This window comes from Streptomyces sp. NPDC045701, assembly GCF_056432045.1.
Genome location: NZ_JBWKJV010000054.1, coordinates 1 through 22,541, shown reverse-complemented (window position 1 = coordinate 22,541; position 22,541 = coordinate 1). Strand labels below are relative to the sequence as shown.

General features: G+C 65.8%; 16 protein-coding genes and 6 pseudogenes. 8 read left to right on the top strand and 14 right to left on the bottom strand.

The features are described from left to right. The 4 genes and pseudogenes from AC07DW_RS29770 to AC07DW_RS29755 form a co-directional block, all read right to left on the bottom strand. Positions 1-232 (bottom strand): annotated as a pseudogene (locus tag AC07DW_RS29770) (IS256 family transposase); the annotation flags it as partial. A gap of 253 nt (positions 233-485) precedes the next feature. After that, positions 486-830, bottom strand: a complete 345-nt coding sequence (locus AC07DW_RS29765; protein WP_478860780.1) for a transglycosylase family protein — start codon at positions 828-830, stop codon at positions 486-488. A gap of 358 nt (positions 831-1,188) precedes the next feature. After that, a complete protein-coding gene (locus tag AC07DW_RS29760) occupies positions 1,189-1,668 on the bottom strand; it encodes a hypothetical protein (RefSeq protein WP_478860779.1) in 480 nt (159 codons plus the stop codon). 64 nt (positions 1,669-1,732) lie between these two features. Then, positions 1,733-2,209 (bottom strand): annotated as a pseudogene (locus tag AC07DW_RS29755) (ISAs1 family transposase); the annotation flags it as partial. 142 nt (positions 2,210-2,351) lie between these two features. Between AC07DW_RS29755 and AC07DW_RS29750 the strand changes: the two are divergent. Beyond that, entirely contained in the window at positions 2,352-2,528 is a 177-nt protein-coding gene (locus AC07DW_RS29750) for a transposase (RefSeq protein ID WP_478860778.1), read from the top strand. A 548-nt stretch (positions 2,529-3,076) separates the two neighbouring features. Here the strand turns inward: AC07DW_RS29750 and AC07DW_RS29745 are convergent. The 3 genes from AC07DW_RS29745 to AC07DW_RS29735 all read right to left on the bottom strand — a co-directional run bounded on the left by AC07DW_RS29745 (position 3,077) and on the right by AC07DW_RS29735 (position 4,374). Further along, positions 3,077-3,277, bottom strand: a complete 201-nt coding sequence (locus tag AC07DW_RS29745) for a cold-shock protein (RefSeq protein ID WP_478860777.1) — start codon at positions 3,275-3,277, stop codon at positions 3,077-3,079. A 335-nt stretch (positions 3,278-3,612) separates the two neighbouring features. Next, entirely contained in the window at positions 3,613-4,086 is a 474-nt protein-coding gene (locus AC07DW_RS29740) for a hypothetical protein (protein WP_478860776.1), read from the bottom strand. A gap of 60 nt (positions 4,087-4,146) precedes the next feature. Then, on the bottom strand, positions 4,147-4,374 hold the full coding sequence (locus AC07DW_RS29735) for a hypothetical protein (RefSeq protein WP_478860775.1): 228 nt from the start codon (positions 4,372-4,374) through the stop codon (positions 4,147-4,149). Positions 4,375-4,635: 261 nt separating this feature from the next. Between AC07DW_RS29735 and AC07DW_RS29730 the strand changes: the two genes are divergently transcribed. From AC07DW_RS29730 to AC07DW_RS29720, 3 genes and pseudogenes are all read left to right on the top strand, one after another. Then, positions 4,636-5,037: a hypothetical protein gene (locus AC07DW_RS29730; protein WP_478860774.1), complete on the top strand. Its 402-nt coding sequence runs from the start codon at positions 4,636-4,638 to the stop codon at positions 5,035-5,037. Between the two features lie 345 nt (positions 5,038-5,382). Further along, positions 5,383-5,589 (top strand): hypothetical protein, encoded by a 207-nt coding sequence (locus tag AC07DW_RS29725; protein ID WP_478860773.1) that lies wholly within the window; start codon positions 5,383-5,385, stop codon positions 5,587-5,589. Between the two features lie 224 nt (positions 5,590-5,813). After that, a pseudogene (locus AC07DW_RS29720) lies at positions 5,814-6,108 on the top strand (IS30 family transposase); the annotation flags it as partial. Between the two features lie 158 nt (positions 6,109-6,266). Here the strand turns inward: AC07DW_RS29720 and AC07DW_RS29715 are convergent. Beyond that, positions 6,267-7,595: a M23 family metallopeptidase gene (locus AC07DW_RS29715; RefSeq protein WP_478860772.1), complete on the bottom strand. Its 1,329-nt coding sequence runs from the start codon at positions 7,593-7,595 to the stop codon at positions 6,267-6,269. 1,352 nt (positions 7,596-8,947) lie between these two features. Between AC07DW_RS29715 and AC07DW_RS29710 the strand changes: the two are divergent. Both AC07DW_RS29710 and AC07DW_RS29705 read left to right on the top strand, forming a co-directional pair. Next, positions 8,948-9,317 (top strand): annotated as a pseudogene (locus AC07DW_RS29710) (winged helix-turn-helix domain-containing protein); the annotation flags it as partial. 447 nt (positions 9,318-9,764) lie between these two features. Next, positions 9,765-10,367, top strand: a complete 603-nt coding sequence (locus tag AC07DW_RS29705; RefSeq protein ID WP_478860771.1) for a hypothetical protein — start codon at positions 9,765-9,767, stop codon at positions 10,365-10,367. A 177-nt stretch (positions 10,368-10,544) separates the two neighbouring features. Here AC07DW_RS29705 and AC07DW_RS29700 read toward each other — a convergent pair whose 3' ends face one another. The 3 genes from AC07DW_RS29700 to AC07DW_RS29690 form a co-directional block, all read right to left on the bottom strand. Then, positions 10,545-11,174 carry a hypothetical protein gene (locus AC07DW_RS29700; RefSeq protein ID WP_478860770.1) on the bottom strand — a complete coding sequence of 210 codons (630 nt, stop codon included), beginning with the start codon at positions 11,172-11,174 and terminating at the stop codon, positions 10,545-10,547. A gap of 894 nt (positions 11,175-12,068) precedes the next feature. Continuing rightward, the gene (locus AC07DW_RS29695; RefSeq protein WP_478860769.1) at positions 12,069-13,004 is read right to left on the bottom strand and encodes a carbohydrate kinase family protein; all 936 of its coding nucleotides are present in this window, start codon (positions 13,002-13,004) and stop codon (positions 12,069-12,071) included. Between the two features lie 61 nt (positions 13,005-13,065). Then, complete coding sequence (locus AC07DW_RS29690; protein WP_478860768.1) at positions 13,066-14,064, bottom strand: LacI family DNA-binding transcriptional regulator; 999 nt, start codon at positions 14,062-14,064, stop codon at positions 13,066-13,068. 164 nt (positions 14,065-14,228) lie between these two features. On the opposite strand from AC07DW_RS29690, the gene AC07DW_RS29685 reads away from it, so the two are divergent. Together AC07DW_RS29685 and AC07DW_RS29680 are read left to right on the top strand one after the other, a co-directional pair. Then, positions 14,229-15,236: a zinc-dependent alcohol dehydrogenase family protein gene (locus AC07DW_RS29685; protein WP_478860767.1), complete on the top strand. Its 1,008-nt coding sequence runs from the start codon at positions 14,229-14,231 to the stop codon at positions 15,234-15,236. Beyond that, complete coding sequence (locus tag AC07DW_RS29680; protein WP_478860766.1) at positions 15,233-16,552, top strand: MFS transporter; 1,320 nt, start codon at positions 15,233-15,235, stop codon at positions 16,550-16,552. Before AC07DW_RS29685 ends, AC07DW_RS29680 begins: the two co-directional genes overlap by 4 nt. A gap of 182 nt (positions 16,553-16,734) precedes the next feature. Here the strand turns inward: AC07DW_RS29680 and AC07DW_RS29675 are convergent. The 3 genes and pseudogenes from AC07DW_RS29675 to AC07DW_RS29665 all read right to left on the bottom strand — a co-directional run bounded on the left by AC07DW_RS29675 (position 16,735) and on the right by AC07DW_RS29665 (position 22,515). Beyond that, positions 16,735-17,982, bottom strand: a pseudogene (locus tag AC07DW_RS29675) (IS110 family transposase). A 365-nt stretch (positions 17,983-18,347) separates the two neighbouring features. Next, positions 18,348-18,790 (bottom strand): annotated as a pseudogene (locus AC07DW_RS29670) (IS701 family transposase); the annotation flags it as partial. 596 nt (positions 18,791-19,386) lie between these two features. Continuing rightward, entirely contained in the window at positions 19,387-22,515 is a 3,129-nt protein-coding gene (locus AC07DW_RS29665; RefSeq protein WP_478860765.1) for an RHS repeat protein, read from the bottom strand. Between the last annotated feature and the right edge of the window lie 26 nt (positions 22,516-22,541).

Here is a 22,541-nt window from a genome sequence, read left to right as displayed (position 1 = left end):
GACCTCGATGGGCCCGGCGGCCGTGGTCACCGACCCGGGGCCGGTGCCGGCCGCCTGCGGACCACCAGCCGGCGGCCGGCCTCATCACGCCGGCCAGCGAGCCGGCTATGTACTGCTCCACCTCCGCCTCCAGCGCGGCGGCCAGCATCCGCCTCGCGCCCTCCCGCACGATCTCGCCGATCAGACAGGTACCGGTCTCGGCAGAGCCGTCTTCGGTGACTACGCTGAGCACGGGCGTGCCTTCCCGGCCCGCGCTCGAACGCGGGCCTGCTCGGTGACCATGAGTTGATCACCCGGGAAGGTACGCCCTCCGTATCCCGCGAGGCACCCCACCCGGGCCGATCCACAGATTTCGAGCATTGCTCCGGGAGCAGCGGGAGCAGCGGGAGCGGGCATGCCAGTTACCAGCCCATGCATATCAATATCTCGCGGTGATGCTGTCCCCTTCGGACCTTACGGTCTTCAGTCTCCAGGTCTCTTTTCCATCAGCGAACGAGCCCCGCATTCTTTGAGCAAACCGGCCACGCTCCGGGACCCTGCGTTTTCAGAACCTTCTCTGCTATCTGAATCTGCTGGGCCTTGGTTGCCTGGTGCGCTGAGGCCGCGAATTTCTTGCCACCGAATGCCGCCCACGTGGAGGGAGTGAACTGCAAACCGCCGTGGAAACCATTCCCGGTGTTGATATTCCACTTGCCGCCACTCTCACAGGCGGCCACGCGTTCCCAGACGTTTCCTGCGGCGGCATGGGCGGTGCCGCTTCCAGCGAACGCTGCTACCGCTACACCGGCGGCCGCTGTAGCGAGCAGAGATTGACGAGCAAACCTGAGCATGTTTCTCCCTGGTGTATTTCGGTTCCAACGTGTATTTCGGTTCTAACAGTGTCCATAATTCTCCGTATCAGGGCATAGCGGCATCAACTGACCGACCCATGGCAGGGTCTCTCCGCGTTCCACCGATCGAGTGGCTCAATTTATGTAGTTGAGCAGACACACAGTCCGCTGAATAAAGAGAAATTAATTTTGCAGTTGCGCTTTGGCATGCGGGCAGAGTCTTCGCTCATGGAATGCAGCTGTCATGGCGAGGGGGCAAGGATGTTCAGTGAAGCCTGCCCTTGATCGATCATGGACACCTGGAGACTGGGACATGAGGTTCCCGGGGAGGTACTTTGACTTGAATTCGCGATGTCGGTCAGCCGTTCATAATCAGGTCTGTGCCGGCGAGAGCCGTCTGGGCGGCTTCAAAGTCTGACTGTGCACGTATCTGTGCACGTCGGTTGAGCCCTGAGCAGGGCCAGTGGGCGGCGAAAGGTGTCGTAGGACATCTCGCGGAGTCCGGCGGCGATGCTGGTGTGGCCGACGGCGCGGAGTTGATGGTGGGGAAGCGGCGGAGGGTGGCCATGTTGGCGGGGCCGTGCCCGGTAGGGATCTTCGAGTCGTCCTCGGTGAAGGCGGTGTCGGGGATGAAGTGGAGCCGCTTTCCGGTCACCCATTGCAACTTGACGATCTTAGCGAGCCGCTGTGGAGTGGCTTCCCGGCTGGTCAGGTCGGTGATGACGTAGACGGTCTCGCGGCTGGGTTTGCCGCTCTTGTGGTCGGTGCGGTGGCGGACGACTCGGGCGGCCGGGCGGCGTGGGGAGTCGAGGTCGTCGACGGTCAGGACCTGGACCACACGTCTCCTTGCGGCCCTGGCCCTGGGTGCAGTCGTGCTGCTTCCGGGTGGCCTTCTCCCAGGGCAGGGTAAGTAGGCTTTCGTGCAGGCCGGCCTGGTTCCGCTTCACGGTCAGCGCGTAGTGCGCTTCCTTGGTCGCGACGAGGAAGCGGGCGTGGTCGTGCAGAGCGTCGGCGGTCACGGTGACTCCCCGCAGGTCGAAGGGCGTCAGTAGGCCGGCGAAGCAGGTGATTTCCTTCGTCTTCTTCTGGACCCGCGGCTGGCTGACGGTCATGCCGTTGCCGGTGATCGCGGCCAGCAGGTGGGCGGCCGGGCCGTCGTCGCTGCGCGATCCGCGGACGCTCTTGCCGTCCGCGGTGAGGGTGCCGGTTTTGGCTGGCTCGTATCCCTGCAGATCACCGAGCCTGCCGGGGCAGGTGGTGTTGATGACGCGCCGGATGGTCGCCGTGCTCGGCGCGATCCGCGCGTTGAAGGCCGTCGCGGTGCGGGCGCCGGGTCGGGTCAGCGTGTTCTGCTGAGCGCGCGAAGCCCACTGTCCGATGGCGGCAAACGACTTCGCGCCGGTCAGTACCGCCGAGCAGGCCGTAAGGTCACCCGTTCACGAACGGGTGACTCTTCCCGCGCCGGTCACGCGGACCGGCCATGGGTGACAGCCGGGGCTGGAGACCGGTGACAGTGCGGTGGTGATCATCGGGGTGCTCTACCAGGTGCGGACGGGTGTCCAGTGGCGGGGCCTGCCGGAGCGGTTCGGTCCGCGGGAAACCGTCTACAAACGCCATCGGCGCTGGTCAGCGGGTGGGGCGTGGAGCATGCTGCTTTCCCGTATCCAGACGGCCGACACGTCCCTTCTGACGCTGTGACCTGCCGTTTCTCCGCCTCGATAGGTCCACGTTCACCGGGTCTGCGTCGGAAAGCCGTCGCACGCCGCAGGATGCCGGCGCCCTCACGCAAGCGGCGGTTCCCCCGCCGCTGCGGGGCCAGCTCCTCGCGTTCGCTGCCGACCAGGCCCTTTCGCTCACCTGCGCGGCCTGGGCATGGCGGGCCCAGTATGGCACTGCCGTCCCCCGGTCAGGCCGAAGTCCTTGGCGACCTGGCCGACCGACCGTCAACCTCGTCGGCACAGCCCGGCGGATCCCGGCCCTGACCTCCGGAGTCAACGAGCACCGAGGACGCGGCTTCTGCCCCCATCCTCTGTATGACCTCCGGAGCCCAAAACGCCCGATCTCAAATGCCCGTCACAGCGGATCCGACCCAGCGCAGACGATATCCGTGCGACGGCACGCAGGTTCACCCGGGCGCACCGGCTGCCGGGCCCCAGCGGTCCGGCCTTGCGGGAACACAGTCGGCGGGCCCGCCGAAGCGCGCGATCGCTGTCACCGAAGAGGTCTGAAGCTCGCGGCAGACCAGGTCAGCCGCGGACGATGTTCTGCGCCTGCGGGCCCTTCGGTCCCTGGCCGACATCGAATGTGACACGCTCACCTTCGATCAGCTCGCGGTACCCGTTGCCCTGGATCTCCGAGTAGTGAGCGAAAATGTCCCGCCCGTTCTCCTGTTCGATGAAGCCAAAGCCCTTCTCGGCGTTGAACCACTTCACGGTGCCGCTGGCCATACTCATGCGTCCTTAAGCTCACGTAGGAGACGCCCAGGGTGCTTGGGGTCCCGGCTTCTTAGATCGGAAGCTACCGCCCGTTGTACCCCATGGCCGTCATTTCATACCACCAGCAAAACACCCTCACGTGGTCCTTCACCTGCAAAAATCTCGGGACGAACGCGGAGAACATCACCTGCGCAGGGCCTCAACCAGTCCCTTCGGCCGGGCAGGAGAGGCCAGACGGAGGACGCCTGTGCCATATCGGTGCACGGCCACCTGGAGGACATTAGCCGCCGGAGGTGACCCCGGGACATTTGGTATCAGGCCCCGCCGCTACCGCCGTAGAACTGCTGTCATAAGCTGGCCGCGTCAAACGGCATGCAGCCGCCGGTGCCGAGTTCGCTGCCCGGCGCCTGATGCACGCCCGGCCCGGCGGCAGCCCGGAGCGTGCCAGCAGCCCCACCGCTGGCGGGGCGCTGTACCGCCTGCCCGTTTGCGCGGACCACCCCATCCGTTTCTGGAAACCACCACAGCTCGCAATGCCCAAGACAGCATGTGTCCACCAGTCCACCCAACTTGCCAGTTCCGGAAAGCTCTGCATGCGCGCCGACCATATTGCTGCGGGCCCCGTCGCGGGGCACGTCCAGCATCTGATCGCCCAGCGTCCTAATCTGCCTGTGGCGGCCATCGCCCGGCACGCCGGCGTCGCCTCCTCCACCCTCAAGTCGCTCCTCCATGATGCGCAGAAGGAGCAAGGCAGTTCCCGCACAGTCACTGCCACGGTCGGGCAGCGGCTGCTGGCTGTACAACCGATCGATCTGCCGCACCGGGAACGCGGATACGGCGGACGCTCCACAGATGCTGCTGCCGCGATGCACCACGTACGCTCACTGCTCGCTGCGAACCCCGGACTTTCCCAGGCAGCTGTGGCTAGGGCTGCCGGAATGTCGCCCAGCACCCTCGCGGTCGCTTTGCGAGATGTGGAGTCCGGCCAGCCCCGCCGGATCCAGCAGGCAGCCGCCCAGCAGCTCCTTGCCCTCGGTGAAGGAATACCCCTGACCGGCTCCGTCGCGCGCCGCAGCGATACCGTGGATTGTCAACCCGTCGTCGAGCACATTCGCGGTCTGCAACTACGCTACGACCGAGCCAGTTGCGCTCTCATCGCCCAGACCGCGAGGGTGAACGCCAGTACTCTTACCTCGGCTCTCATTGACCATGCGCGTAACCCCCGGCGCGGGATCAACGCCACTGTGGCCAGCCGGGTTCTCGCTCTGACCGAACTGCCTCCGCCCGCTGTCCCGCGCCGCGCTCACGTCACCGATATCGGGTTGCTGCGGAGACTGCGGGCTCTGTGTGCGGCAGGCTGGACCCTCAGCATGATCGGCAAGGCCGGCACCGCATCGCCCAAGACGCTGGCTGAATTCGCAAATGGCCGGGTGAGTACAGCCGCCGCCCGGGGAGCGATCCTGGCCGCCTGGGTTCAGCTGTCCCACCGACCGGGTCCCTCGGTCCTCGCCCGGCACCGGGCTTCTTCAAAGGGCTGGGCGCCGCCCCTGGCTTGGGATGACGACACAATCGACTGTCCCAGTACCAGGCCCAATGGCGACCGCAACGCCGGACACCAGGCGACATGGAGCCCTGAACTCCTCCGTCACGAGCTCGACTTCCTCGCCCGTCTCGGACTCAGCCAGACCCAAGCCCTCGGACGTCTCGGCCTGAGCGCTCATCGGGCCCGCGAGCTGCTCGTCCAGGCAAGCGATGACAATGCGGCTGCATAGCCACCGCTTCGGATGCTTCTTTGGACTCTGTTGCTCAATTCCGGAGTGGCCCTGGTGAGTGGGTGGAAGATCTTTCATGCGGTCGCTTCTTCGTCGTGCGGTCGTGGGAGGTGATGTGGGTGTCGTCGCGGCCGGAGGGGTTGCCGTCGGTTCCGGGCGGACGGTGACGGTGGCTCGTGCCGCTTTCCGGACGGGAGTCTGCCGATCCGGGTGCGGGACCGGCTCGCCGGAGGTCTTCAGGGACAGACGCGGTCGGCGGCTGCGGGACTCCGGGACTGTCTCCAGGGGTTTTATCCCTGCTACGGTGTTGCCGTGCGCTGAGAACCTGATCGGCAGGCCGCGGCGATGACCGTGCGGGCGTTCGGCTGGAAGTACGCGGCGGGGATGGAGCGGGAGGACGCCGGCTTCGATTTCAGGGTTGTGGCGAAGTTCCATGCCCGCCTGGTGGAGCACGGCATGGAGCGGGTTCTCTTCGAACGGCTGCTGGAGCAGTGCCGGGAGGCGTGGCCGGTGGCGGCGGGCGGGAACAGCGGACCGGTTCGGCCCGTGTGATCAGCGCGGTCCAGGACTTGAACCGGCTGACCGGCTGGAGCTGGCCGGGGAGAGCGGTGCAGCAGCCCTTGAGGCGCTCGCGCCGTCCTGGCTGGCCGGTGTGGTGGACGTGCCCGAACTCGCCCACCGTTACGGGCAGCGGGTTGAGGGCTGGACGCTTACGGCCTCGAAGGCGAAGCGGGAACGGCTCGCGGCGGTTTTCGGGCAGGACGCGCTGGTCCTGCTGGGTCCTGCTCATCCACCTGCCGCCAATCACGGCGCCGAGGCCGTCCGCGACGCGCTGGTGGCCACCGCCGGACACCCCGGCCCAACTGAAGGCTCGCTGGCATTTGGACCACGGAAGCGGGACGGGACGCCACCGCGACTTCACCCCGCCGCCGACATCGCCGTCTGCTTCTGCGACCCCGCCAGCCCCTGGCAACTCGCATCCCTGGCCGACCAGCTCAACCGCGCCGCCCGCGCAAAACGCCCGGCTGGGAAACCCCAGCCGAGCGCCTCGCTAAACTCCTCGCGGCCTAGAAACCGACCACGTGTTGCAACGAGCCCTCGGATGCCTTTCGACGGCATGGCCAGCGCAGTGGTTGGGAGGCGAGTTCCCCGCGAAGGAAATCTGCAGGGACACTCTCAAGTGGCAAGAAGCGCTCGCGCCACAATGCCGACAAGTCTTCATGCTGCCGTTACCGGAAGGCCGCAACATTTCCCAGCAGCGGGATCTCATCCGTCGCCTGGCCGCCTGGCTGTGTCTTGCCGCTGAGGCCAGCACCGGTGAGTTCGCCAAGGGAGCGAAAGGACTCAATTTCGAACGGCAGGTTATCACCCGACAGCGGCGAGGGGGCACTCATGACGTGGAAGTGAAGGTGGGCCTGGGTGGAGTTCCCGGTGTTCCCGACTCGAGCAATTTGCTGACCTTCTTTAACGCGATCCCCTGCCCTAACCTTCACCGAATCAGGCTGGAGATGGCCATAGAAGGCGTATTCTCCATCCTGAAGACGGAGGATCACATAATTTCCTCCCATCTCGGAGATCGGCAAGTCGGGCGGCGGGGCCATGGGGGGGAGGTCCTTCTTTCCTCCAACCACCCTTACAACAGTGGCATCCGCAACAGCATGTACAGACTGCCCGTAGGCAAGGTAGCTCTCGTTCTTCTCAGGATCTCCCTTGTAGGTGGCGACGTAATTTTTGGGCAAATCGATCAAGGGTTTTGCCGCGAGATCCAGCCTGACCCAGTCAACGGCATAGCGTTCGGCGCCGTTGATGCGGCCCCCAATTGGTAGCATTGAGCCACGATGCGGCGAGAGGGAACAGCAAGCGTTGATAGCGGCCCAACCCGCCCCCCTCAACGGCGCCCCAATCCGCACCGGCTCCCTCTTCCCCGTAGCAATAATCCCACTAAGTTGCGAGATTTTTGCAGGAAAGACTTTAGCGAAACCACTTTGCCCGGCCGGCACGGCAGAGAACGTGGCGTCCACTCTATTGGTGAATCGCGCCGGTACAGCTTTTCGGCTGCTGTACACGTCGTCCATGAGAACCAGTACAGTTTCTCCGGGCGCAATTTCAGTAATTGGCTCCGATTTTTCCGGAACGGGACCGACCCTTAGGGAACGCGCGACGATCTGGTCACCGGCGAGCGTGCCCAACACTTTACGTGACCGATCTGCCGTAACTGTTTGGATTCTTGTCAGCTTGGCAGGGCGCGGAGAGGCATTTAGTACTTCGAGCTCGTAGGCGACATGGTACTTGCGGTCTGTCCCCTTGACGGGCGGTGGGTCGGGAGCGACGAGCCTGAGAATGAGCGGTGACACAGCATCGCCGGCATGGCTCGTATCTGGCTCTGTTCCCTCTCCGGCGGTGTCGATGCCCAGGAAGTTGGCCTCGGGGGATGCGGTCGCGCTGTCTTCAGGAGAGTCAGCGGTGCAGCCTACGGTGAATGTCAGAGCAGACAGAGCTGCAAGGGCAACCATTCTTGCTAGAACCATGCGCTTCCTCCTGATCAGTGGCTCAGCCATATGACACCAGACATTCTTGCTGGGCGCACCGTTTCCCCACGAGGGCAGCTTAAGGCTACCCGGTTGGACGTGGGCGCGGCGGGCACAGCGATGACGGCGTCACGGGCGCTCAACGCCGCAACGGCATCGCCGCTCCCTCAGCTACGCCGGCTGTATGGATGACTGAGTCTTCAGCGTTGCCTCCGGGGCGTCGCGCGGGTATGCGGTTCGTCCGCCTGGCACGCCTGGGGCTGGCCTGAGGGGCGTGCCCCGGGTCGTCGGCCAGGCGTCCAGCAAGATCTCGCTGGGACAGGAGACTGCTGAGCTTTGCAGTTGTGACCGGTGCTGTCGCTTCATGATCCCTACCTTGGTTCCGGGCTGATCCCGGGCATTCGCCAGATTGGGACACCCAGGGGTGCCGGTATGGCTGCCATGATCTTGCCGTTTGTGGCTCGCAGGGGTTGCCCGCCCGGCACTGCGCGACGGCTCGGCTGCCCACTGGGATACGCGAACCGGATCGCTCGTATGGACGTGACGGCAAGGCCGCCTGCCGGGACAGCCCCGAAGGACACGACGAAGGAGGTCCGGACCTGGACTGCGGGCCGGGACAGAGGCGGGCGAGGCCGAACACCACTGCACCGTGATCGATAGAGACGGCGCCAAGGTACTCTCCCGCCGGGTGGCGAACAGCGAGACGGAGCTGCTTCGGACGGGCTGCCAGACCCCGGCCGGCCTGCGCCGTACCGGCCGGGGTCCGCCTCACGGCCTGGCTGAAGAACCGCAAGGGCTGCAACTCCGTGAAGGCCGCCGCCAAGGCGCCGTTCGCCACCGTCATCGGGGAGAAGACGGCAGCCAGAATGGTCCACGCCCCGGCCAGGGACGTGATGACCCTCGCTGAGGAGATTTCCCCGGGTCAGTGCGCTCATCGAGGGTCGGCTTCGCGAGCGACGCAGAAGTGATCACGAGCATGCCCCGGCATCGGCGACTTGCTGGGAGCCGAGTACATCGCCATGACCGGCGGTGACATGAACGCGGTCCCGGCCACCCTTCGGGGGCCGGGACCGGCTCATGTACGGCAGCCCCCGCCGGCTTTCCGGCGTCGCCGGACCCGCCCCCGTCCCACGCGACTCCGGCAAGGTCAGCAGCGGCCTGCGCAGGCCACGTCATGGCCAGTTCGCCGTGCTGGAGGAGGAACTCGGCAAGGCCCGCCAGCGCACGGCTTCGAGGTGGATGGCTGCCCGGGGTCCAGACGGCATCTGCCGTCGGCTGAAAGTGAGTTTGCCGGTGGCGACGGTGTGGCGCGCTGAAACGGCACGGCCGCTCCTGGCAGGCACCTCCGCAGAACACCCAAACGCGGCGAACACACGGTCAAGCTGCGGGAGAGGGAAGGGGCGCGGCTGCAGGGCGTGGAACGCGGGTGGAAGAATAGGGAGACCTCTGCGGGTCGGGGATCAGTGAGCGGTCCGTGGAGTGGTGCCGCCAGTGGCGCGAGTGCGGCAAAGCGGGGTCCTGTCGAAGGGATCGCCGGGGCGTCCGGGGCTCAGCGAAGCGTAGATCGCGATGGGCTGGAAGGGGAGCTGGAGCGCGGGCCGATCGGTCCACGGCTGGGCCGGCCGGCGGTGGGTACTGGCGCGGATCAGGACGCTGGCCGGCCGCCGCGTGTTCCGCGTGAACTGCACGGTGGAGGGCACATGGCGGCTGCTGAAGCGGCACGGCTGGCCCTCACAGCAGCCCGGCGGGCGGCCGGGCGTGACGACGCGGCGGCCGGGGTGTGGAAGGAGACCTGGCCGCGGGTCACCGACTGGCTCACCGTCTTCCAGCTTCCGGGTTGCTCACCGGACCTGAACCCCCAAGAGGGCATCTGGTCGCGGGCCGGCTGCAACACCCGGCAACCTCACCGCAGTCGGCCTCAGCCAGATCCCCGGGCCGTCAAACGCCGGCTCAGAAAGCCAGTACCGCCCGGACCTGGCCGACAGATGCCTGACCGGCACCGGCCTGACCACGGGCGCCTGACCGGCATCACGAATTCAACTGCAGTATCAAATACCGCCCCTGGCCCGGCCGGGGAACAGGGAGGAAAAAACCAGATTAAATATTGAGATGAACGCACCGCCCACTTTTAGCCTGCTTGCAGACAAAATCGATCCAGCGTCTCTAGGGTGCCTGCAGAATCTCTGAAAGGAGAAGATAGTGAAGACGTCTCTGCGCCTTGGCGCGGGAGCTATTTCGGTACTCCTCGCAGCCGGTGCCGGAATCGCGCACGCGCACGCCGACGACATCGATCCCGGTAACGACATCACCATCATCAACGCCCACGCTGAGGACGATAACCACCTGGTCGGAGACGATCAGCACCTCAGCGGCAGCGGACACATCACGGGCAGTGAGCAGGTCGCTCGGGAGTCGACCGGGCAGCAAACGCCCGTCACGTCTTTTAACGTCACCGTGCGCAACCAGAGCGCAAGCTCTATCACAATCACCCGCACCCTACCGCAGACGGGCACCTTCGGAGACCCACAGCCTGTGCCGGGGGAAACGATCGGTCCCGGCGAAACACACAGGTGGAGGGGAATCTTGCCGGGTCAGAATGGCCCCTCTCCCAGCCCCGGGCCAGCGGTTGTCTACAGGATCAACGACAACAGCGGCGCCACGTTCTCCGTCCAGACCCGCGGCCCGTTCAGTGGTCTTCCCGCAGCGACGAGCTGCCAAGTCACCGGCGACGGGGGCCGCTACCAGTGCACGGTGGACGGTCCCCGCACCGCGCCCGTCGTTACCCTGCGCGATAGCCCCTGACGCAGGTTCTCACCGCCAAAGACACCCGCTCAGCGCCGCTGGCTCATCGGCGATCTTGCCTCAGCCGCGGTCGCACGTAAGCTGAGGGGCGCCACTGGTCCGCGTCTGGGGACGCCGCCGTCTTATTGCCAACGGCGGCGTCCCCACTGCACTGTCGTGATCGGACTATCCCGGTCCCTATTTTGCGACAGAGACGCTTATGGTGTTGGAAACAACGTTGGGCCCCGTCATCCGCAACTTATTCAGGCCGTGGATGCCCAGCTTCACGCGCAGAGAGTAGCTCCCCTTGCTGGTCACTTGCGTTTGAGCCGGCAGAGTGACCCACCGGCCACGCTGCTCTTGCTGCAGGACGAGGCGCGTACCCGGCGCCAACCCGGTTGCCTTGCCGGTGACCCTGAATTCCTGCCAAGGGCTGACCTGCTTATGATCAGCCGCTGCCGTGAGTGAAACACGGGGAGAAACCGTAAAGGGAACGGAAAAGCTGCTGGCCCCACGGTCGCTGCCGCACCGCACGTTGACCGAATACTGTCCGGCCTTTGCCGCCGCAGGGACCACGGCACGCCCCGTAAAGGCAAACGGATCTGTTTTGCCCAGGACGGCTTTTCCATCTATGAACGCCGGAGACGTGACCGAGATTACTTCGGTACCTCCAGCCGGGCACGTCCCTGAAACCGAAAGCTTCTCCCCTGGACGTATAATGTTTCCGCCGCCAACGGGTGAGATGAAGGCATGCCCGCCCTGTGGCGGGGTCACAGCCGCGGCCGATGCGCTGCCTACTGCCGAGCCCAGCGTACTCAGGGTGGCCATAACTACCAGTGACGCTTTCGCTGACTGCCGCATTCGCTTATCCCTTCTACGCAGTTGAAGTGCTTGAAATCGGCTATCCCGTCTCGTCGGCACTATGCACGGCCACCCTCTTTTTTATACTCCCTTTCACCTGCACTAAAGTGACGTTTAGGTTCCCGGCTGCCCTGTAGCCGTCGCCGGGTGTTACCGTCTGCTGGTGATGTGGAAACGATGACCGCTCTTGCCGGAGCGCCGCCTGTGTCCGCTCGCGGACTACGGACGTCACAATCTGGTCGAGCGTCACCAAGCTTCACGTTTGCGGGCAGGGTCCTGGCGCCAGGTGCTGGGGAAGGTACGCGCGGGCTCAGGGCAGGGCCGATCCGCCAGGGAGAATGGGCGCGGTCATGGTCAGCGCGCCGGCCACGAGGGCGCGGTATCGCGTGTGACATATCCGGGTGGCGAGTTCCACCAGGCGACATGGAGCAGCCGCTCTCGCCGCGCCGTCGCAGCCGACGAGCCATCGGCGCATGCGGACAGGAGACTGTGGTCGTGTCTTCGGTGCGGGCGAGCACGTCCCGTCCGAATCCTGGGGTCGGACGGTCTCAGGCTGTAGCGGGAGATGCGTTGCCTGCCAGGGTCCGGCGAGGCAGTCCTCGCAGGCTCGGCTCCCTGCGGCGTGCCTTACCTGCAGCGATGGTTGTGAGGCAAGGGCATCGGTGTCCGGATGGCCCGCAAGGGAGCCGAGTCCGGCGAGCGGCTCGGCCGAGGGTCATCGAACGCACCAAGTCCTGGCTGGCCGGCTGCCGCCGGCTCGACCACGCGACGGCGGAGACCAGACAACTGCCTGGCTCTTCCCGGACTGGCCGCAGTCATCTGCTGCTTCAAAAACGGCTCCGCCCATACAGGACACGGTCTTTATACCCCTCCAGCCAGTTCCGATGAGTAGGGCGGCTGTGCCCCGGCTCGTGTGCAGGTGATTGCTGCTGCCCGCGCCGCATAGGTGAGGATGTCACGCCACTGGTCCACATCGAGCTGCGGTGCTGAGGTCAGTGCCCCGTGGGTGCGGAGGCTGTGGAGCAGGGCAGCGGTCACTGTGTCACCTGCACCGATGGTGTCGGTGACGGTCACCTGTTCGCCGGGGACGGAGAGTGCGATGCCGCCCCTGGTCATGAGAGTGAGTCCGTTGCTTCCCCGGGTGAGCACGACAGCGCGGAGTCCTGTGGTCAGCCACTCCTTGACGGCGGCGATGGGATCGTCGGACTGGGCGAGCCATATGGCGTCTTCCTCGGACAGCTTGAGGAGGGAGACTGCCGGCAGCCAGGAGCGGAACCGGGCTCGGTATGCGTCCGGTGTGGGGATCAGGCTGGGCCTGATGTTCGGATCGAGGGTGATGAACAGCCCGCTGGCGGATTCACGGCGCATGAGTTGTTCATAGGCGCTGGCTCCTGGTCCCAGAACCAGGGAGCAGGTACCGAAAGAGACCGCTTGAGTTGACTCCGGCAGTGCTTCAGGGAGGCGGAAGAGCCGGTCCGCGGTCCCCTCAGCATGGAAGCTGTAAGTGGCGGATCCGTCGGTGTTGATATGTGTGACGGCAAGTGTGGTTGGTTCCGGACCTCGCTGGACCAGCGAGGTGTCCACTCCGTCCACCATGAGGCCTTGCAGCAGGGCGTTCCCGAAGTGATCTGTCGACAGGCGGGAGCAGAAGGCGGTGGCTGAGCCGAGGCGGCTGAGGGCGACGGCTGTGTTGTAGGGTCCGCCGCCCGGCGTGGGTATCAGCGTGGGCAGCCGGTTGGTGACGGCGGGTTCTGCGGGCAATAGGTCAATGAGGGCTTCGCCAGCGATGACGATCATGGGTTGGGAGCCTTTCTGGTGCGTCCACGGCGTGAAGAAGCGTCCGTCTGCGGGATGCGGGTCAGGTGGTGCAACCGCACGAGGCGCGGTGCACGAAGGTGCAGGGCAGGCGCACAGTGCGCGGCTTACGGTCGGGGTCGGACAGCCGGTCAAGCAGTAGCCGCACAGCGGTCGCGCCGATATCACGGCTCGGCTGTGAGATGGCGGTGAGCCGTGGCTCGAAGATGTCCGACCAGGAGAAGTCGTCGAAACAGGTGAGCGCCATCTGGTCCGGAACCGGCACGTGTGCACGACGCAGCGCTCGAAGGGCGCCGATGGTCATCGCGTTGTTGGCGGTGATCATGGCTGTGGGCCGGGGGGTGAGCCTGAGTAGCTGGCGGGTGGCCTGCTCGGCGCCTTCGGCGCTGGAGTTGCCGCTGATGACGAGATCGGGGGCGTAGGTGAGGTGGGCTTGTTCGAGGCCCTGCTGGTAGCCGGCGAGTCGTTCCGTGGTGGTGCTCAGTCCTGGCTGGCCCGTGATGAGGCCGATGCGGGTATGGCCCAAGGCAGCCAGGTGTGTCACCAGTTGGGCCATGGGGACATCGTTCTCTGCGCACACCTGGTCGTATGTGGCGTTGACGAGGCGGTCGACGAAAACTGCGGGTATCTGGCAGCGCTGGAGGTGGTCGAGCATCGCGGCCGGGCGCGCCGACGGGGCAATGATCATGCCGTCGACGCGGCGCTCGTGCAGCACCCTGACCGCTTTGAGCTCGGGTTCCGGCCGGTCGTGAGGGTCGACGGTAAGGAGGCTGTAGCCGTAGGTGAGGGCGGCCCTTTCCACGCCTTGGAAGATCTCCGTGAAGTAGGGGTTGCTGCTCGCGGAGACCACGAGTCCGATCGAGGTTGTGCGTGAAGTCACCAGGGACCTGGCCAGGGTGTTGTGGATGTAGCCCAGCTCCTCCATGGCGGTGCGAACGGCGTCCCTCGTGGCCGGGCGTACAGGGCGGGTGCCGTTCACGACATGGGAGACAGTCGCCACGGAAACGCCTGCGCGCCGGGCCACGTCGGTCATCGTGGCCATGGCTCTGCGCCGTTTCTGCTTTTTGTCACCCGTGTTCCTGCCCTCGGTCTGGCGTGTTCTGAGGGAGGAATCTACCTGACTGCCCGCAGGACGTAAACGCTTGCGTAAGCGTTTACGTCCCAGTACTGTCACGGCCAGCCCACGAGGAAGTGAGGAGAGATCCGATGCGCGCAGTCGCAGTCAGCGGCCCCGGCATGTGGTCGGTGATAAAGGTCGCAGATCCCGTGCCCGGTCCGGGTGAGGTGGTCGTCGAGACGGCATCGTGCGGCCTGTGCGGCACGGACATGCACATCCTCGGCGGTGAGTTGCCGTCGGTGAGCTATCCGTTGATCCCGGGGCACGAGCTGACCGGGCACGTCGTCGCGCTGGGACAGGGGGTGAGCGGCTTGCAGCTGGGAGCCCGGGTCGCGGTCGATCCGAACATGCCGTGCGGTCTCTGCCCCTACTGTCGTATCGGGCGCGGGAACCTGTGTGACCGCTACAGTGCCGTCGGCGTGACCCGCAACGGTGGCTTCGCCGAGCTTGTCGCGGTCCCGGCCGCCTGCGTGTATACCTTGCCTGATTCCCTGTCAGACGCGGCTGCGGGCCTGGTAGAGCCATTGTCGTGTGCGGTTCACGGTCTGAGCCGCCTGCCACGCCAGCCCGGTGCGCATTACCTTGTCTACGGTGCAGGCACAATGGGTCTTATGATGGCGGCCCTGGTACGGGCGGCGGGGGCCGCCTCGGTCTCGATGGTGGACCCGAACCACGACAGGCTCACCTTCGCGAAGACCTTCACGGCAGACGCTGTGGCAGCGGACGCCGGCTTTCTGGAGCGCCCAGAAGGCTTCGAAGTAGTCATCGACGCAACTGGGGTGACCGCCGCGATCGAGGACGGTCTGACCCGGGTGCGCAAGGGGGGCACATTCCTCCAGTTCGGCGTAGCCGACCCGCAGCGCGTGGCTGCCTTCTCGCCCTTCGCCGTCTACAACCGGGAGATCGACATCATCGGCTCGATGGCTGTGCACCACAGTTTCCAGCCGGCCATTGACCTCCTTGCTTCCGGACTCAGCCTCGACTCTCTGGTCAGCGATGTCTTCGGCCTCGACGGCTTCGGCGAAGCCGTAACCACCTTCAGGGCAGGCACCGGGCGCAAAATTTACGTCGTGCCCTCGAAGGCGGAATCGGTGTGAGCAGGCGCCCTCGGATACCGCCGTCCCGGCACCTGCTGGCCAGGGCCGGTATCCCGCCGGCACTCATGTGGGGATACATCGGCCTGTTGTTCTTCATGATCGGCGATGGAGTTGAGACGAGCTACCTGTCGAAGTACTTCGGCACCGAGCTCGGCTTCTCCGAGGCGGGCGCCGGGGCGATCATCACCGGCTACGGCCTGAGTGCCGCCGTCGGGTCATTCCTTGGAGCCGGACTGCTGTCGGACAGATGGGGCCCCAGGCGGGTGATGGCTGCTGGGGCCGGCCTCTGGGCGGGCTTCCATGTCCTCATGCTGACAGTCGCGATACCAGCCGGGAACTACGCACTCGTCATGACCACCTATGGTCTGCGCGGCTTCGGATATCCGATGTTCGCCTACGGCTTCCTGTCCTGGATCATGGCGGTCGCACCAGGGAACCACCGCAGCAAAGCGGTCGGCTGGTTCTGGTTCTCCTACAGCGCTGGCTATCCCATCCTCGGCTCATTGCTGTTGGCCGCGGCCATGCCGGTGATCGGCTTCTATGCCACACTCTGGATCTCCCTAGTCATGATCGCCGCCGGCTCGCTCATCGTTCTCCTGCTCCTGCGTGAACAGACCGGCGCGACGGGGCTCGCCCCAGGGCGCGACGCCCGTAGTGAACTGGCAGCCACCTTCAAGATCCTCTTCGAGAAGCCGAAGGTCGGCATCAGCCTGGTCATCCGCCTGATCAACACCACGCCCTCCTTCGGGATATGGGTCTTCATGCCGTTCTTCGTCCGACAGCTCGGCTTCAGTGACAGTCAATGGAACGCACTCCTCGTGATCATGATGGTCACGAACCTGGCAGCCCTCCTGCTCTTCGGGGTGCTCGGTGACAGCTGGAGCGGACGCAAGACCTGTGCCCTTTTCGGCGGCGGGCTCGGCGCCCTGGGATGCCTGATGTGCTACTACCTGCCCGCGGCGGCAGGCAGCAACTTTCCCGTGGCAGCCCTGGCAGTGGCCGTTTACGGAGTGGGCCTCGCCGGGTACGTACCCCTGCCGGCAATGATGGTGGCCCAAGCACCGGACCGTAGCGGCCAGGTGATGGGTGTCTACACCCTGGGCGCAGGCCTGAGCGTCGCTGCCGGCCCCTTCATCGGGACACTGTCCTACAGCTCGTTCGGGTTCCAGGGCCTGATGTGGATCTACGCCGTGCTGCTCCTGATAAACGGAGTGCTCTGCCTGTACGTCACCTCACCGGGAGATGGCGTGCCACCGGAGACGGCCGAGGAAGGACCCGGCTTCGACGCGGGCAAACCGGCCATGAAAATGGCATGACCCCTCCACGGGTACAGATACACCCCGTCCGTCCCCGGAGTGTCTACTGATTCCCAATGAGCTTCTTCAGCGTTGCTTGTCCAGGGGGAGGACGGCCTTGACGATGAACGTGAGATGCTCCTGTGGCTGTCAAGCCGCTGGAGGCAGGCCGGTTTGAGTGATTCGTTCCGTTTGTGTGCTGGTCAGGGCGAGGTAGACCTCGCGGGCGACGAAGCGCTTGAGACATCCCATGCCGTTGTGGTGTCAAGCGGCGGTGGGGATGGTTGCGTGGTTGACCAGGCGGTGGCTTCGTCGTAGGGGGTGCGCGATTTGAGGCAGCCGTGGAGGATGCCGACGAGGCGGTTGCCGAGCTGGCGCAGGGCGGGGTTGCAGTCGGCGTCGCGGGCGCGTTGTTTGTCGTAGTAGCGGCGAGCGCCGGCTGAGGTGTTGATGGCGGAGAAGGCTTGTCGTTGGAGGGCGTCGGCGAGGCGGTCGTTGCGCACGAAACGGGCCTGGACGGAGTGAAGCTTGCCGGAGGCGCGGGTGATGGGGCTGGTTCCGGCGTAGTTCTTGCGGGCCTTGGCGGAGGTGTAGCGGGTGGGGTCGTCTCCGAACCCGGCGAGCACCCGGGCGCCGGTGATCTCGCCGATGCCGGGCATCGACAGGTAGATCTCAGCGTCCGGGTGCGCCCCGAAATGGGTGCTCACCTCGGCTTCCAGCGCGTCTGTCTGCTCGTTCAGCGCGATCAGCACTCGCGGGTGCGCGGTCGCCGCAGCGGCGTAGGCGGCGGTGACCTGGGCGGGGAGGCCGAGCTGGGGCTCGCGCAGCGCCGCCTGGACCGAGGCGGCTTTCCGGTCACGGTGATGGCGGCGCTGCCGGGCCAGAACCGCCGTTATGTGCGACTTCGTCACCCTCGCGGCTTGTTCCGGCGCGGGCGCCTTGACGAGCAGTTCCACAGCGTCGGTGCTGGTCAGCTCCAGGTCGGCGTAGATGGGTCAGAGCGCCGGGGAAGTATTCGCGAAGCGTGCTTGGCAGCCGCTGGAAGGTGCGGGTCCGTTCCCAGATCAGGGTCTGGTGAGCGCGGGCCACCACACGGACGGCCTGGGCCTGGTCGCTGTCACCGGCGACCGGCCGCAGCTGGGCACCGTCGATGCGGACTATGTCGGCGAGGGGCGTGAGCGTCGCCCTTGTCGCTCTTGGCTCCGGAGGTTCCGTATCGCTCCTTGAACCGGGCCGCCTGCTCCGGGCTGCCCGCGTAGCCCCGGTAGCCGGCCGCGATCAGCGCCTGCACCCACGGCCCGCGGTCCGTCTCGGTCCCCACCACCACCCGCGCCGGGTCCAGGCCCTCACCGCCGTGCCGGGCGGCCAGCACGTGCAGCTTCGCGATGCCTTCCCCCCACGCCCTCCGGCAGCCGCGCCGCAGCCAGCCTGCGGCCGGTCGTGTCCTGCACCTCGACGTCGTGGTGGGGTCGGCGCGGAGCGCGGTACTGGGATTCCTCCCAGCCCGTTTCTCCACGCCGCCCTCCCGAACCGGACGTGCGAGTTGACCCCGCATCCGGCTCTCCACAAGCCCCGTTGACCAGGTGCTTTCCTCAGATCGTGCTGGGCCAGGGCGACGGAATGGTCGTCCGCCGAGGCCGGTATCGCGTGGTGACTACCGAGCCCGGGTTGAACAGGACGACGTCTCCGTCGTGCGGCCACCATCCGCCGTCGCAGTAGCGGCGACGGAGCTCCTTCCACCCGGTGCCGAGGTGTTTGCGCCGGAGCCATCCAAAGACCTGACGCCAGACGATCATGCGCAGGTATTGGAAGGCACAGGAAGATACAGTTCCCGGTCGATCAACGCCCGCCCCCTGGCGGAGGCGTAGGCCAGGAACGTGCCGACCTGGCAATTTTCCGTGCGTCCCGCCGTTCCGGAGTACTGCCGCTGCACTCCGGCCGAGCGCACGCCTTTTTCAGAAAGCCGGTGTCGTCCCCGATCAGGACCGCGTTCTTGTCGCCGATCGTCCCGACGACGTAGTCCCGCACGTCGTCACGGACACCGTCGGCGTCCCAGTCCGCCTCGCCCAGCAGGCGCTGCATCCCGACCGGCAGCCGGTCACCGGCCCGCTCCGCCAGCGTCCAGCCGTTCTTCCGCTCCAACGGAGCGATCAGCCCCCGCATATACGCAAGCGCCCGCCCCCGCGGCTCCGACCTGGCGAAACGCGACGCGAACCGGGCATGCAACCCCGCCAGCACCCCGTCCCACTCCTCAACCAACCCCACCCATACCCCAACTCAACCACAAACAAGTGAGATTGCAGTACTAGCAGCTTGGGGGCGACCTGCCTGATCAGCGGGCCAATCTCGGTGTCCAGCTCGGCGATCTCCGCGTCCGGCGCATGGTGGCGGCGGGCCAGCCGCCGCAGCGCCGCCCTGGCCGCGGCCAGGGGCCGGGACAGGCCGTCGCCGGGCCGCAGCCGGCGAGCGTGCGTATCAGCGCGGCCCGCTCCCATCCCGCAACCTGCTCACGCAGCATCGCCGGGGCCGGGACCAGCAGGCCCGGATCTGGTTCATCGCCTGGGTACGGGCCTTGACCGCGCTGCGGCGCGCGAGCCGCAGCACACGCACTGCCTCGACCACACCGTCCCGGCTCCTGGGCACGCCGGTGGCCCGCCCGGACAGCACGGCCGTCGCGGCGGCAGGCGTCGACCGGGTCGGACTTGCCCTGCATTCTGCGCGCCTTGCGCTCCGGGCGGTCCACGCCGACGACCGTGACGCCGACGGCGGCCAGCACCCGGGCCAGGTCCATCGTCCAAGCAGTTCACACACTACCGACCTGCTATTCAGGATGAAAAAGGTTCAGTCCGGGCTTTTCACAACAGCACGCTTTCACCGGGGCGCGGCGCGGCCGCTGCCGGCGCCACGACGTCCTGGTCACTGAAGATTACCAGCCGTTTCATGTCCTCTATCCACAATCCTTTAGAATTCCTGTCCCAAGCCTTCACCACAAGCTCTGCATCTTCTTCAACATTTAGCACCTCCGTAACTTCCCGCCCCTCCGAATTGGCATACGCCACCCACTCGCCATTTTCATTCTTCTTAACTTGCAAAATACGGTCCACTTCACCGCCGATTGTGTAAATTTCATTTTCCCCATCCGGGGCTGGCTCCAGGTACGCAAATTTCATGGGTTTAAATCGGGGGTATTCCTGGAAGGCGGTCACTGCCTCGGCCTGCCGATACTTTCCTTTCTTCAGCTCCCGTGTCGCTGTGGTAATACGGAGACCAGTTGTATTCCAGGGGAGGACCTCATGCAGGTTTCTCGCCTGGCGGTCGCTTACTGCAAGCTCCTTAGGTGTCGCAGTGGGCAGAGCAGGTGTCTTCGAGGAAGCCTTGCCTATCGCCTTGGCTATTTTATTGGCTATTTTAGGTGCGGCAGCGCTGAAGCCCAGGGCCACGCCCACGCCGCCAAGGGCGAGAGACATGTAGTTGATCGGCTCTTCGAGTTCGTGTTGTCCGGTAGCCATGGCAGCGATGTCAAGGGCGGCGGAGGAGAGGTCCAGGGCCAAGCCGCCGAGAGCTAGGCCTGTGGCCGGGCCACCGAATCCGGTGATGGTGAAGACGATGGCGGCGAGCGTCAGCAGCCCCCAGACGAGGTAGTGACCCCAGTCGGGGATGGCAATATTGCCGGAGGGGTCGGTCTTCATGACTGGGTTGGCGTCGAAGGCTGCGTAGCGATTGTGCTGGGGGGCTTCGTCCCGGGTAGTGAATCGAGCCTGGCTGGGGTCGTACAGGCGCTTTTTCAGGTACTGGGTGCCGGTTCGGTGGTCGGTGTGTTCGCCGGCATAGGTGAAGGGGTTAGTCCCTGCGGCGCTAGCCACGGCTGGGGATGGGGTTACTGCTGCTGCCGGAGCGGTGGCGGGGACAGTGGGGTTGTGGGACGGGATGGTGGTGGTGTGGTGGGGGGTGGTGTGCTGGCCGTAGTCGGTGTAGTGCCAGGCGGCACTGATGGTGGCGTCATCAGTGGTGAGGGTGGTGGTGTTGCCGTGGCGGTCGCGGTGGAGGTAGCCGCTGGCTTCCCGGAGCACTCCTGTGGCCTCGGCGGGTCCTGTTGCGTTACTCGCGGTAAGGGTGCGTGCTTCGCGGGTGGCGGCCTGCAGATAGGAAGCGGTGACCGGCGTGTCATCGCCGCTGATGGTGGTGTGGGTGTCGTTGGCGATGGCACCAGTTGCGGGGTCGTAGTAGAAACCGGTCACCAGCGCAGCATCGCTGTCGTCCGCCGTAGTAGTGGCGCTCCTGCGGCTGCCGTCAGCCCAGTAAGCGTACCGGGTCGTGGTGCCGTCGGGGGTGGTGACGGTGAGGGGCTGGTTGCGGGTGTTGTAGGTCCAGATGTTGCCGCGGTGGTCCTTCAGCAGGTTGCCCGCCTCGTCCCACTCCTGAGTCTTCTTCTCTCCGCCGACCGTCATGGACAGCAGACGCCCAGCGGGGTCGATGTCGTAACCGGTGACTGTTTTCTTTCCACCCTGATCGTTCCTGATCGTCTCGCTCCCGGTGATATCACCGGAAACGTTGAGGGTGTAAGCCGTCTCGGTGACCGGCTCGCCCTTCTCGTTCTTCACCACCGAGTGGATCAGCCGGTCAAAGGCATCGTAGCTGTATGCAGTAGTCGTCGTAGCGTTCTGGATGGCGCCCTGGCCGTCTTTCACCACGGCGCCTGTGCCGTCGACGGCGGGGCGGATGTCAGTCCGAGTCACAAGGTTGCCGTGCGAGTCGTATGTATAGGCCGCCTCCGTCACCAGGCTGCCGTCGGCGCGGGTTGTCTTCTCGGTCCTGATCTGGCTCGCATCGGTGAAGGTGTAAGCAGTGGTGACCCCGTTGCCCCGCTCCACCCGCTCTGCTCGCCCTAGGCCGTCATACTTATAGGCGACCTCAGCCAGCACCCTGCCGCCGGCGTCGGTCTGCTTGGCGGTCTTCAGCAGGCCGTCCGCAGGGTTGTAGGTGTAGACGGTGCGGGCGTTGGCGGTGTCGGTTGATGCCAGCAGCTGGCCGTGGTCGTCGAATTCCTGGGTCAGGGTCTTGCCGTCGGGGTAGGTGACCTTGGTGACCTTGCCGTCAGCGTTGTAGGTGTAGGAGATGACCGTCCCGGCCTTGTCCGAGGGGTCGAATACCTCCAGCACACGCCCCGTGGTTTCGTCATAGGTATACGCGGTCTCCTGCCTGCTCTTGCCGTCCGCCGACGCCGTGATGATTTCGGTTACGCGCCCAGTGGCCGGGTCGTGGGCGGTAGTGGTGACCGACCCGTCGGGGTGGGTCACCTTCTCCGCCTCCCCCCGGCCGTTGTAGAGGGTGGTGATCACGCCGCCGACAGGGTCTGTCTCCTCGGTCACGCGCCCGGCGTCGTCCCGCTTCAGCGTGGTCCCGGATCGCTTGTCACCCCCGGAGGCGAGGGTTTTCACCACGGGTTCACCGGTCAGGTCCTGCCGGGGCTCGGCAGTGACCTCACCGCCGGGAAACGCCCCGGGCGCGGCCGGGGTAAGGGTGGCGGTGTCCACCGTGCCGCCGGGACCGTAGGCAAGGCGGGTGGTGACTTCCCCGGCCACCGTGACGCGCTGGCGGCCCAGCCCGTCAAAGGACTGAGAGGTCGCGGGGACCGGGGTGCCGTCGGCGTGGCGGGTGGTGGTTGCGGTGGTGCGGTCGGCGTCGTCCAGCTTCTCGGTTGTCGTGGTGACTGCCTTGGCGGGGTCGGTTTCCCCGGCGGGGAGGATAGCCGTGGTCTTGGTGTTCGCCACGTCGTCATACGACATGATCTGTGTCATGCCGTTGGGGGCAACCGCCTTCACCGGCCGGCCCAGCAGATCGTTCGTGGTGACTGTCTTGCGGCCGGCGCTGTCGGTGGTGGTGGCGGTCAGTCCGTCCGGTGAGTACTCCACCTGCTGCAGTGTCCGCGCCTGCGGGTCACCGGTGATCTTCCCGGCGGTGATGTTGTCGGTCTTCTTCTCCACCCGCCCCAGCAGATCCCGGGTCTCGG